This window comes from Sphingomonas sp. 2R-10, assembly GCF_030062225.1.
In the GTDB taxonomy this organism is placed as follows: domain Bacteria; phylum Pseudomonadota; class Alphaproteobacteria; order Sphingomonadales; family Sphingomonadaceae; genus Sphingomonas.
The window spans coordinates 1-11,998 of the sequence record NZ_JASCXF010000014.1 but is presented as its reverse complement, the minus strand read 5'-3'; the positions used below and the strand labels follow the sequence as shown (position 1 = coordinate 11,998).

Genomic DNA, 11,998 nt, shown 5'->3' with positions numbered 1-11,998 from the left:
GCGGCGGAAAATCCTAAGTGCCTGAACCATATAAACATTCCACCGAATGTCCGCCGGGTGACCGTCCGGGTTCGGACAGCATGTCCGGAAATGGACAGTCGGACGCGGCGTCAAGCGGCCTGTCGGTACTGCTGGTCGACGACAATGCCAGCATCGCCGAATCGATCGCGCTGGCGGTGCGCCTGGGCGGACACCGCATCGACGGTGCGACGGGGCCGGAGGAAGCGCTCTCGCGCATGGCGGCGGCGCGCTACGACGTGATCCTGCTCGACATGAACTATGCGCCGGGCCGCACCGACGGGGCGGAGGGGCTGGCGCTGCTCGCCCGCATCCTGACCGAGGAGCCGGGGGCCGCCATCGTGGTCATCACCGCGCATAGTGGCGTCAGGATCGCGGTGGAGGCGATGCGCGCGGGTGCGCGCGACTTCATCATGAAACCGTGGCGCAACGCCGACCTGCTGGCGCGCATCGCCTCGGCCGCCACGCCGCGCGCGCTGGCGGCCGCCACCCCTGCCCCGCTCGAACCGGCGCGGCTGCTGGGCGACAGTGCGGCGATCGATCGGTTGCGTGCGCTGCTCCGCCGGATCGGCCCGACCAGCGCCGGGGTGGTGGTGACCGGCCCCGCCGGGTCGGGGCGCGGGCTGACCGCCGCCGCGCTCCACGCCGCCTCGGCCCACGCCGCACGCCCGCTGCCGGCGATCGACCTGCGCGACGACATGGCATGGGACGCGATCGACGCGCACGCGCCGGTGCTGCTGCTGCGCCATCCCGACCGGTTGGGCGACGTCGCGCAGGCGCGCCTGCTCGCCCGCCTGGGGCCGGACACCCGCTGCATCGCCATCGCCGACCATGCCGGCGCGATCGCCCCGGCGCTGGCCCGCCGCATCGCCACGGTCGAGATCGCGGTGCCGCCGCTTGTCGCGCGCGACGGCGACGCGCTGCTGCTCGCGCGCCATTTCGCGCGGGTGGCGGCGGCGCGCCACGGCCGCCCGGTCCCCGCCTTCACCGCCGCGGCCGAGGTGCGCATCCTGTCCGGACCATGGGCCGACGAGGTGCGCGGGCTGGCGGCGGCGGTCGAGCGCGCGGTGCTGCTGGGCGACGGCGACACCATCGACGCCGCGCTGCTTGCCCCCGCATCCGTCGCGGCGGTCGCCGAACCGGCGATACGCTTCGACCTCGAAGGCAATGAGCGCGCGGTGATCGAGGCGGCGCTGCGCGAGCATCACCACAATGTCAGCCACGCCGCCACCGCACTGGGCCTCAGCCGCGGCGCGCTCTACCGCCGGATGGCGCGCCATGGGTTGTAGGACGGGTGCCGTGACGCCCGCGAACATCCCGATCGCCACGCACGTCACCCCGGCGAAGGCTGGGGTCTCCCGCGGCAAGGACACCGCCCTACGCCCGAGAGACCCCAGCCTTCGCTGGGGTGACGTGCGTGACAGGGATGCCTCGACCACCCCAAACCGTATCCCCGCGCAGGCGGGGATCCAGAGCCAGGCAGCGCTGACCTTCATAACCCTCGACCCCTACCTGCGCGGGGGCACGGAAGGCGCCTGCCCCACCCCTCCCCGTACCCCGGCGAAGGCCAGGGTCCAGTTACGGTGTCGCAGCCGCATCACACCGTCGTCCTCCCGCCCCACCGGCACACTCCAAACCCCATGCTGACCCCCCGCCACCGCCGCGCGCTCACCGCGCTCGCCTCGGGCGTCACCCTCACCGGCGGCGGCGCGGCGCTGGTCGCGGCGTGGCAGGCGGGCATGTGGGGCTCGCTGCTCGGCGCCGCCGGCATCGTCGTCTGGACGCTGGCGCTCGGCTGCTGGATCGCGCTGCGACGCGCCCCGCCCCCTGCCCCGGCGCTGCCCGCGCGGCAGGCCTGGCCGATCGCCGCGCTGCTCGATCAGGTGCCGGTGCCGCTGCTGCGCATCGAGGGGGGCGACGTGCGCGCGATCAACCGCGCCGCCCGCGCGCTGTTCGTCGCCGACGATCGCATCCCCCTGCCCCCGCCCGCGCTCGCCGATCCGGCGGCGGCGCATCTGCGCCACGCCGGGCGGCGCTGGCGGATCGATGCCGTGCACTTAAGCGACGGCACGCGCCTCGCGGCGCTGATCGACATCGCGGCCGAGGAACATGCCGCGCAGGAGCGCGCGCAGGACGAGATGATCGACATCCTCGGCCACGAGCTGTTGAACGGCCTGTCGCCGATCGTGTCGCTGGCCGACAGCGCGGTGCTGGCGGCCGCCCGGGGCGACGCGATGCTCGGCGACATCCTCGCCACCCTCGCCCGCCGGGTCGAGGGGCTGGAGGGCTTCACCCGCGCCTATCGCGAACTGGCGCGGCTGCCCGATCCGGTGGTGGCGCCGGTCGCGCTCAAGGAAGTGGCCGACGATCTCGCCCGGCTGTTCGCGGTCCGCTTCGGCGGACAGGTGGCGCTGTCGGTCGAGGCGCAGGGGATCGCCACCATCGACCGCGACCAGATGGTGCAGGCCTTGTGGGCGCTGCTCCAGAACGGTGCCGAAGCCGCCCTCGCCGCCCCCGCCCCACCGCGCGTCGCGCTGTTGATCGCCGTCACCGACCAGCTCACGATCACGGTCCGCGACAGCGGCGCGGGCATCTCCTCGTCAGACCGCGCCCGCGTGTTCCGGCCGTTCCATACGACCAAGCCGGGCGGCTCGGGCATCGGCCTGACCCTTGCCCGCCGCATCGCCCGCGGCCATGGCGGCGACCTCCTGCTGCTCGACGACGGCGAGACTATGTTCCGGATGACCGTGGCGGCGATCCGACATGTCGACATGTAGGGTCCGGTTCACCGGCGATGCGCGTGTCCTTCGAACGTCCCGCGCCGTTCGTCAGCCCGGACGCGCTCCGGGGTCCCCTTGCCGCGGACGCAGTCGATAGAAGTCCGGATGTCACCTGTCGCCGTGCCGTGGCCGCCGGAACACGTCCGGGTGAAGGAATTGGGGGGATCGTTCGACCGAGAACGCCCATGGTCCGCCCGGAACCGCTGAATGTCGATCCGGCCTGGACTTCCGCCTGTGCAGGGGTGCGAGGAAGCGGCTTTCGCAGAGGAAGCCCAACTCGTACCGTTCGACGTTCAGCAGAGCATCGGCACCTGTTGCTCCTTTCCCGGAAGCCGGGTGGGGGTACGTCCGCCCTTGTGGCGCGCCTTCCGTCCCTCGCAGGTCGACCCGCCCCCGGCCCCTCCCTCGCCAGCGTTGCCGACATGTCGACACCTCTACACGTAGACCACTCTCTTCCGTCCTGGCCAGCGTTCCGATACGATCCTGCCGCGATCGCCCGCAACAACGCCGGCGGCTTCGCCCAACCGGAACTCCCATGTCGTCATCCGATCCATCGCTGGGCTGGGACAGGGTCGCCACCCGCTTCGCCAGCCTGCGCAGCGATACCGGCAGCGATGTCGTTCAGCATTGGGCCGGACAACTGCCGCCGGGCGGATCGATCGTCGACATCGGTTGCGGCACCGGATGGCCGATCGCGCGGATCCTCGCCGATGCCGGACTTGCCGTGTCGGGAATCGATCCTTCGCCGACGCTGCTCGCCGCGTTCCGCAAGACGCTGCCCGGCGCACCCGCCGCGTGCGAACCGGTCCAGACCAGCAGCTTCTTCGGCCGGACGTTCGATGGCGTGGTCGCGATCGGGCTGCTGTTCCTGCTCGACGACGCCGATCAGCACAGCGCGATCGCGCGGATCGCCGGCGCGCTGCGCCCCGGTGGCCGCCTGCTGTTCAGCGCCCCGCGCCGCGCCTGCCACTGGCACGACACGCTGACCGGGCGGATGTCGCGATCGCTGGGGGAGGGGACGTATCGCGCGCTGCTCGCCGGGCATCGCCTCGACATCGTCGGCATGCCGGTCGATTCCGGCGGAAACGACTATTTCGACGCCGTCGCACGCAGGTCCGACAGGTAGGATCGTCTACCTGTCGACACGTCGACGGGTAGACAGGCGATCTTGCCCGCTCGGTCAGTGGCCGTATTTCTTGATCCCGCGCTGGCGCAACCGCCGCCGTTTGCGGCGGTGCAACATTACCCCCAGCAGCGGCGCTCCGATCACCACGACAAGGCCGATAATGGCATAGGCAAGGAGTTCGCGCGACATATCCATGGCAGTTTCTTGCAATCCATGGCGCGCAATGTCCATAACGGACCGCAGCTTTTCGTGCGGAAGGCGACGGTCCGCCGTCCGAGGATGCCGCTCTGCTGCATCGACATGTCGACAGGTAGACCGCTCGACAGATCAGTCGCCGATCGGGCTCTCGCCATATTTGCGCAGCACGTCGTTGAACGCTTCGGCCATCAGCGCCTGCAGGCTGCGGTCCTGCCGCCGCGCGAGCATGTGCATCGCCAGCGACATGTCGGGGGTGAAGAAACCGGCGATCTGCTTGCGGCCCTGGCGACTCACCGGCCCCTTCACCTCGACCGGATCGGCATTGGCAGCGACCGGTTTCGCCGCGGCGGGGGCGGGGGCAGGGGTGCGGTCGCGCAGGTTGGCGAAGGACGGCTTGCGGCTCATGACGCGACCTTTCTGAAACGGGGGGCAGGCATGTCGAGCTGTCGACATGTCCACTTGTAGAGTTCGCGCACCTCTTCGGCGGCCTTGCCGGCGGGTTCGCTTTCCATGACGGTGCGCCCCTCGGCGCTGGCATGGCGGTAGGCGGCGCGATCGGGCAGCAGCATGGGGCAGGGGGGCGTGCCGAACCCGTCGACCAGCTCGCCGGCCTCCTGATAGATGCGCGGCGCATTGGGCGGCCCGGCGGTGAACACGACGAAAGCGGGACGGCGCAGCAGCTGCACCAGCTTGGCGGTCGTCTGGATCGCCGACAGGTCGAAGGCGCTCGGCCGGCACGGGATCAGCACCAGGTCGGCCGCCTCCACCGCCGCGCGCGCCGCGCTGTCGGCATGTGGCGGGGTGTCGATCACGATCACCTCGGCGCCCTGTTCCTTCGCCGCCGCAATCTTGGCCGCGAGACGGGGCGGGGGGCTGTCGATCACCTCGGGCGGCGCCTCGTGGCGCCACGCCGCCCACTGGCTGGCGGTCGCCTGCGGATCGGTGTCGACGACCAGCGCGACCCGGCCCGACGCCTGTGCCGCGGCGGCCAGATGCAGCGCGAGCGTGGTCTTCCCCGCGCCCCCTTTTTGCGAGATGATGGCGATGGTCGGCATGTCGGCGCTTCTACGTGTCGACATGCCGACAGGTCAAGGTGTCGAAGGGTAGATATGGTCTGCAAACTGCTCGTTCCTGCCCTGCTCGCCCTCCCGCTCGCCGCGGCGGCGCCGGAGCCAGCGACGGGGGTGAAGTGCCGCATCGCCGTGGACGGCGGACCGGTGATGGGGGGCTGGGCCGGCGCCTGCCGCGCGGGGCTGGCCGATGGGCTCGGTGCGGGGCGGGTACGCGACCAGTTGGGACCGGGCGTCTTCGCCGGACGGGCAAAAGCCGGTCAGGCGACCTATGGCATCGTCGTGCTGGACGAAGGCGGCTTCACCATGGTGGCTACGACGCCCGAACCCGAGCGGCCCTATATCGATCAGGCGGCGGACACGTCCGGGCACGCATTCCAGAACAGTTTCGCGGGCGCAGCCGCAGCCGCCGCAGCCCATCGCCGCGCCGGCAACGCCGCCTCGGCCCGCTATTACCGGCAGTTGCGGGTCCGGCTGATCGCAGGTCAGCCGGAATAGCGCGTCAGTGGACCGTCCCTGCGGCGCGGTCGACACCGATCAGCTCTTCATCGATATCCAGATGGCGCACCGCCTTTTCGACCTGCCTGGTCGTGAACGGGGAGAAGGGCACCGACAGATCGGGATAGCGCGCGATCTCCTGTTCGGTGGCGACCCGCTTGCTGCTCTTGTCGGCGAGGTCGACCAACTGGAAGTCCGGGCGCGAGCGCATGATGTAGCGGGTGTGCGTCGCCTTCACTTCCCCCGGCATATGCTGGTCGATGGCGATCCAGCGAAGTTCGGGGTAACGCTTGCGCTGCATGAACTCCGCCCCGCCGACCGGCAGATCTTCGAGCACCAGCGGCAGATCGACCAGACCGGTGGGCGGTTCGGGCGTTTCCGATACCAGATCGAAGAAACTGCACAGGGTGATGGTGGTCTTGTCGATCAGACTGACATAGCCGAACGCATAGCCCCCTTCGTACAGGGGGGCGTAGAAGATCTGCCCCACGGCCGGCCGGTCCTTACCGCTCATCCGCAATTTCCATGCACGTTCATCCGCTCCGAACGGTCAGACCCGAATTGGGCGGGTGTTTCCAAGAAGGGTAGGCGCGGCCGGTTCGAGCCGCTACCACAAGGCGTAACGATCGACAGCGGAGAGACACCACGCATGGCGTATCGGATTGCCGAAGGATCGCTTGCCGCGCCGATGCCGTGGCAGGATCAGAGCATCAACGTGCTGCTGCCCCGGGACGCGAAGGTCCAGGGCACCAACCTCGTCATCGCCCGCGACCAGCTGCCGCTCGGCATGACATTCCAGGATTATGTGATCCAGCAGCGGCAGAATTTCCGGTCGCAACTCGCCGGATTCGAAGCGATCGCCGACACGCCGGGCCGGATCGACGGGCACGAGGCGCAGTTCCTCGAACTTGCCTGGCGCAGCGGCGGCAAGCCGATCCATCAGGTGATGGCGATGGTGCTGCACCGGGACAATGCGATCCTGACCTTCACCGGATCGATCCCGGGCGGGCTGGAGGCCGAAACCCGCGACGCGCTGGTCGCGGCGATCACCTCCTTCACCTTCGCCGCCGAGTAACGGACGCGACCGCGTGACGGGACCCGCGACCCCCGCCCCGACGCCGACCGCCGACGAGAAGCTGCGCGACCTGCGCGACCGGACGGCGGCGTCGAGCAATGCCGGCACCGTGTCGGCGATCGCCACGACCGGCCATGTCGCCTCGGCCGGGATCGTCGCGGCCGGCGCCTACTCCGCCGGGGCGTCGGGCGGCGTGACCGCGCTGAAATGCTTTGCCGGCCGCATCGCCGCACCGATTGCGGGCGCGATGGCCGGGGCATGGCTTGCCGAAGCGGTGCATGCGGACGAAGGCGCCTTCTGGGTCGCGCAGCAGTTCGGCGCGCAACGTATCGCCTCGCCGGGGCCGCAGGCCGCGCATATCGAACACCAGATCGCGCACGACAACACCTTCAACGGCTTGCTCGCCGGGATCGCGGCCGGGATCATCGTCGGCGCGGTGGTGGCGGTCAGCGCGGCGGCGATCATCGGTACGGCGGGCATGGCGACACCGCTGGTGGGCGCCGCGGTCGCCTTCGGCGCGGGGGCCGCAGGCGGCTTCGTCACAACCGCCATCGCCGGCGCGGGCGCCAAGACCGCCACCCTGTCCGGCCCGATCACCAGCGGCTCGCCCAACGTCTTCTTCGAAGGCAAGAACGCCGCCCGCGTCACCGACACCGCCGCCTGTACCAAGCATCCCGGCACCCCCCCTTCGGCGATCATCGAGGGCAGCGAGACCGTCTTCATCAACGGCCTGCCCATGGCGCGGATCGGCCACAAGCTGTCGTGCGACGCGGTGATACAGGAGGGGTGCCGGACGATCTTCGGCGACAATACCACCGCCAGCTACGGCACGCCCGATGCCGCGCTGTCGGTCACCGAACAGCTGCTGCTGTCGGTCGCGGAAGTGGCCGGCATGCGCTCGGCGGTCCGCAAGGGCGGACTGCTCGACGGCCCGCTGCGCCGGCTGTTCGGCGAACCGGTCGACGTGGTCACCGGCGACTATGCCGACGCGCGGACCGATTTCGAATATCCGGGCCTCCTGCCGCTGCGACTGGAACGCACCTATCCGGGCAGGATGCGTGTCGAGGGGCTGATGGGGCCCCGCTGGATCTGCAGCTGGTCGCAGCGGCTGCTGCTCGACGCGGCGGCGGGCACCGTCCTGCTCGAGGATGCCGGCGGACAGCGGCTGCTGTTCGCGATCGGCAACGATCCCCATGTCGACGCCCGCCACCTGAAGGCACCCTGTTACCGGCTGACAGGCACCCGCGATCGCCTGCGCCTCTATGACAGCCGCAGCCAGCAATTCCTGCTGTTCGCCCCGGCTCGCGATCCCGCGACGCTGCTGCTGGCGGGGATCGAGGACCGGAGCGGCAACCGCATCGATTTCGCCCGCGATGCCGACGGGCATCTGCGCCGGGTCCGCGCGCCCGACGGCACCACCTTTCGCGTCGATACCACGCCGCAGGGCTGGATCAGCGCGCTGTGGATGGAGGGCGAGCGCGATCCGGTGGTCCGGTACCGCTACGACACGGCCGGACATCTGCTGGACGTGCTGGGCACGTTCACCGGCGAGTTCCATTATCGCTATTCGCCAGAAGGCTGGCTGAACGCGTGGCAGGACAGCGGCCCGACCCGGGTCGAGATCCTGTACGACGCCGCCGGACGCGTTACCGGCACGCGCACCGGTGACGGCATGTTCGACGACCGGTTCCTCTATTTCCCGAACGAGCGCCTGTCGCGCTATGTCGATGCCACGGGCGCGGTCACCAGCTTCCGCTACGACGCGAACAATCTGGTCATCGAGGAGGTCGATCCGCTCGGCGCGCGGACGGTCAGCGAATGGGACGCGCTGGAGCGACTGCAACGGCGCATCGACCCCGCCGGGCGCGAAACGCGCTTCGCCTATGACAGCGACGGCCGGCTGATCGCGCAGACCGACTGGGCGGGGCGCACCGCGACGTGGAGCTACGACCGCTGGGGCGCACTGGTGGCGTTCGCGGGCCCCGACGGCGCGGCGCAGTGGACCCGCGACGCGGCCGGCAACATCATCGCCTGGACCGGCGCCGACGGGGTCAAGGTGACCGCGCGCTATGACACGCGCGGTGCGCTGGTCGAGGAAAGCGTCGCCGGCGCCGGCACCACGACCTATGACAATGACGCGGCCGGTCGCCCGATCGCCCGCCACGATCCGCCATCCGCCATGGGGGGCGATCGCGTCACCCGCTATCGCTGGGACCGGTTCGGACGGCTGCTCGATCTGACCGATCCGGCCGGGCGCACCAGCGCGTGGTCCTATGACCGCTCGCCCGACAACCCGCGTGGCGCGGTCAGCCGCGCGCGCACTCCCGATGGCGGCGAGACCCGCTTCGCCTATGACGGCGAAGGGCTGCTCGCCGCGCGCATCCGCGGCGACGGACAGGCGACCCGGTTCGTCCACGGCGCCTTCGACACGCTGCGCCAGACGATCGATCCGCTGGGCGCCACCACCCGCTTCACCTATGACGGTGCCGGCCGTTTGTCTGCGATCACCAATGCGACGGGGCAGGAATGGCGCTTCCGCTACGATGCCGCCGGCCGGGTCGAGGCGCAGCTCGACTGGGCGGGGCGCGAGACGCGCTACCATCGCGACGCGCTCGGCCGCGTGCTCGCCCGGCGGATGCCGGACGCGACCGAGCAGCATTTCGAATGGGACGATCGCGACCGCATCACCCGGGTGATCGCCGGTGATGACGCGATCACCTATCGCTATGACGATACCGACCGGCTGACCGGCGCCACGACGTGGCAGCTGGCGGACGGCACGCCCCGGCAGGTCGCCGACGTCGCGCTGCGCTACGACGGCAAGGGGCGGCTGATCGGCGAAGAGCAGAACGGCATCGCCGTCACCTATCGCTACGACGCGGCCGGGCGCTGCATCGGCCGCACGAGCCCCAGCGGCGAGACCGTGCTGGACTTCGACGATGCCGGGCTGCTGCGCCGCTACGAGAGCAATGGCCACGCCCTGCGCTTCGGCCACGACCCCAGCGGGCTGGAGACGCTGCGCGAAGCGGCGGCGCTCGGCACCCGCACTGCGTTCCAGCTGGTCCAGGCCTATGATCCGGCGGGGCGCCTCGCCGAACAGCGCGCCGGAGGCGTCGCAGTCTTCTCGGGCACGCGCGAGGCGCCGGACGCGGTGTTGCGCCGCTACGAATGGGATCGCACCGGACGGCTCGCCGGCATCGCCGATGCGGGATCGGCGGCGGGCACGGGCGAGACACGCTTCCACTACGACCTGCGCGACCAGGCGGTCGCCGTCGAGCGCGGCGCGGTGCGCGAGGCTTATCGCTATGACGCGCTGATGAACCTTGCCGAGGGGCTGGCGGGCGAGCACCGCTACTGGCGCGACTGCGTGGTGGAGGCGGGCGCCAACCGCTTCCGCTACGACGCACGCGGGCGGATGGTCGAACGCATCCTGTCCGAACACGGCTTTCGTCCGCGGTGCTGGCGCTATCGCTGGGACGGGTTCGACCGGTTGGTGGGACTGGAAACGCCCGACGGTGCGCGCTGGCGCTACACCTATGACGCGTTCGGGCGACGCGTCGGCAAGGCGCTGGTCGGCGGCGGTCCGGGCACGCGGCGGGTCAACTATGTCTGGCAGGGCATTTCGCTGGCCGAGGCGTGGCACCGCTCGGCGGGCGACGATGGGCAGGGCCGCCTGTCGATCGAGCGCTGGCATTTCGAACCCGACGGGCTGCGCCCGCTCGCCAGGGAGCTGGTACCCGCCGACGCCGATGCGCAACCGCTGACGGCGGACGCGGAATGGCTGCCGATCGTCGCCGACCAGCTGGGCGCGCCGCACGCGCTGTTCGACGAGGACGGCAGCTGCCGCTGGCGTGCCGAGCCCGAACTATGGGGCCGCACCCGCACCGCCCGCGCGCTGCTGCGCGAACGGCAGGGGGAGCCCGGCACCGACGCCGAAACACCCTGCGCGCTGCGCTTCCCCGGGCAATGGGAGGATGCGGAAAGCGGGCTGCACTATAACCTCAACCGCTATTACGACCCCGACACCGGCCAGTATCTCTCCCCCGACCCGATCGGCGTCGACGGCGGCCTGCGCACCCATGCCTATGTCCATGATCCGTTGCGGTGGATGGATCCGGATGGGTTGGCTGCGTGCGTCAAATTCAGGCGCTGGAAACCGGGCGACGCAATCGACAAGCCGATGCCGGACGGTAGCCCGCCCAGATGGGACGTCGTACGATCACGATACTGGAAGAACCGCGCAGACGCAGCGGTCCGCGAAAATACCGGAGAGTTCGATGCCGCGACCTTGGCACGGATGCGGCGGGGCGCCGCACCTCCAGACGCGAACGGGAACCCAATGGAGTTGCACCACCACGTCCCACAACGCGCGCCCAGCCCGACCACCAACAATCCAGGAAACCTGCGTGAAGTTACCCGAGAGCAGCATTCCGCTCTTGATCCTTTCAGACATTTATGAGGTAATCTTGTGGATCTGATCGAAGACATTAAATCCTTTGTGGAAGGCCGAATGTCCGCCAAAGAGCTCTACGAAAAGGCCGCATCAAATCCTGACGCAGAAGACCTTTTTGAAGGATTTTCCGCCAAACCCTACACCAATGATGGATCCTTATATCTCTACATAATCAGCCAGAACTATGACAAACCGGACACGAACGTAAATTTGCAGGACGTCCTTCCGAAATTCCTGGACTGGAAAGGCGTTTCTTATTCCGGGGACAACTCCGCCCTGCAGGAATATGAGTTGATACTCAAGGCGATGCCATCTTGGCTTAATCCTCCGGAATTCTACATCAAAAAGCTGCAGGACAAGATCCAGGGAAACGATGCCAAACAGGCGCGCTCCATCATCAAGGATGAAATAAAGCGGGATTTTCTTTATCTGGGCAAACCACCGAAATGGCTGCAATCCCCGTCATGGATATTCAATGGCGAAAAGCCGATGATATTCGTGGGCCAGTTAAGCCTCGATGCCCTGAAGCATGACACGTCGCAACTTTACGTCTTCATAAATCTTGAAGACGATACAACGCGTTCCATCGTTCAAACCGCGTAGTGAAGCACATGCTCCTGCCGTCGACGGCACCAAATGCGTTGGCGGCGGGAATCCTTAGAGCCCGACTCATAATTCGAGCTTTGCGATACGGCGGGTCATTCGCCTGATGGATGCGATGATGAGCCATGCTTCTGACGAGGCGATGGAAGCCTCCCAGTCCTTGGCGAGGCGTCGGCA

The 11,998-nt window shown here is 69.1% G+C and carries 11 protein-coding genes and 1 pseudogene; 7 read left to right on the top strand and 5 right to left on the bottom strand.

Translation table 11 applies throughout. The features are described 5' to 3' along the window. The first annotated feature begins 80 nt into the window (after positions 1–80). The 3 genes from QLH51_RS08080 to QLH51_RS08070 all read left to right on the top strand — a co-directional run bounded on the left by QLH51_RS08080 (position 81) and on the right by QLH51_RS08070 (position 3,924). Positions 81–1,307, top strand: a complete 1,227-nt coding sequence (locus tag QLH51_RS08080) for a sigma-54-dependent transcriptional regulator (protein WP_283514473.1) — start codon at positions 81–83, stop codon at positions 1,305–1,307. 351 nt (positions 1,308–1,658) lie between these two features. After that, on the top strand, positions 1,659–2,795 hold the full coding sequence (locus tag QLH51_RS08075) for a sensor histidine kinase (RefSeq protein ID WP_283514472.1): 1,137 nt from the start codon (positions 1,659–1,661) through the stop codon (positions 2,793–2,795). Positions 2,796–3,333: 538 nt separating this feature from the next. After that, positions 3,334–3,924 carry a class I SAM-dependent methyltransferase gene (locus tag QLH51_RS08070; protein ID WP_283514471.1) on the top strand — a complete coding sequence of 197 codons (591 nt, stop codon included), beginning with the start codon at positions 3,334–3,336 and terminating at the stop codon, positions 3,922–3,924. A gap of 54 nt (positions 3,925–3,978) precedes the next feature. On the opposite strand, the gene QLH51_RS08065 is transcribed toward QLH51_RS08070, so the two are convergent. The 3 genes from QLH51_RS08065 to parA all read right to left on the bottom strand — a co-directional run bounded on the left by QLH51_RS08065 (position 3,979) and on the right by parA (position 5,177). Further along, positions 3,979–4,155 carry a hypothetical protein gene (locus QLH51_RS08065; protein WP_283514470.1) on the bottom strand — a complete coding sequence of 59 codons (177 nt, stop codon included), beginning with the start codon at positions 4,153–4,155 and terminating at the stop codon, positions 3,979–3,981. A 96-nt stretch (positions 4,156–4,251) separates the two neighbouring features. Beyond that, positions 4,252–4,527 (bottom strand): ribbon-helix-helix domain-containing protein, encoded by a 276-nt coding sequence (locus tag QLH51_RS08060; protein WP_283514469.1) that lies wholly within the window; start codon positions 4,525–4,527, stop codon positions 4,252–4,254. Continuing rightward, positions 4,524–5,177: a ParA family partition ATPase gene (gene parA, locus QLH51_RS08055; protein WP_283514468.1), complete on the bottom strand. Its 654-nt coding sequence runs from the start codon at positions 5,175–5,177 to the stop codon at positions 4,524–4,526. The genes QLH51_RS08060 and parA overlap by 4 nt, the downstream gene beginning before the upstream one ends. Before the next feature lie 54 nt (positions 5,178–5,231). Here parA and QLH51_RS08050 point away from each other — a divergent pair, with 54 nt between their 5' ends. After that, positions 5,232–5,690, top strand: coding sequence for a hypothetical protein (locus tag QLH51_RS08050; protein WP_283514467.1), 459 nt, complete (start codon positions 5,232–5,234; stop codon positions 5,688–5,690). Positions 5,691–5,694: 4 nt separating this feature from the next. Here QLH51_RS08050 and QLH51_RS08045 read toward each other — a convergent pair whose 3' ends face one another. After that, a complete protein-coding gene (locus QLH51_RS08045) occupies positions 5,695–6,204 on the bottom strand; it encodes a hypothetical protein (protein WP_283514466.1) in 510 nt (169 codons plus the stop codon). Positions 6,205–6,339: 135 nt separating this feature from the next. Here QLH51_RS08045 and QLH51_RS08040 point away from each other — a divergent pair, with 135 nt between their 5' ends. From QLH51_RS08040 to QLH51_RS08030, 3 genes are read left to right on the top strand one after another with little or no spacing between them, the layout of a single operon-like run. Further along, positions 6,340–6,765 carry a DUF1795 domain-containing protein gene (locus QLH51_RS08040; RefSeq protein WP_283514465.1) on the top strand — a complete coding sequence of 142 codons (426 nt, stop codon included), beginning with the start codon at positions 6,340–6,342 and terminating at the stop codon, positions 6,763–6,765. Between the two features lie 13 nt (positions 6,766–6,778). Beyond that, entirely contained in the window at positions 6,779–11,224 is a 4,446-nt protein-coding gene (locus QLH51_RS08035; RefSeq protein WP_283514464.1) for an RHS repeat-associated core domain-containing protein, read from the top strand. A 9-nt stretch (positions 11,225–11,233) separates the two neighbouring features. Continuing rightward, the gene (locus tag QLH51_RS08030) at positions 11,234–11,821 is read left to right on the top strand and encodes a hypothetical protein (RefSeq protein ID WP_283514463.1); all 588 of its coding nucleotides are present in this window, start codon (positions 11,234–11,236) and stop codon (positions 11,819–11,821) included. A gap of 66 nt (positions 11,822–11,887) precedes the next feature. Here the strand turns inward: QLH51_RS08030 and QLH51_RS08025 are convergent. Further along, positions 11,888–11,998 (bottom strand): annotated as a pseudogene (locus tag QLH51_RS08025) (IS5/IS1182 family transposase); the annotation flags it as partial.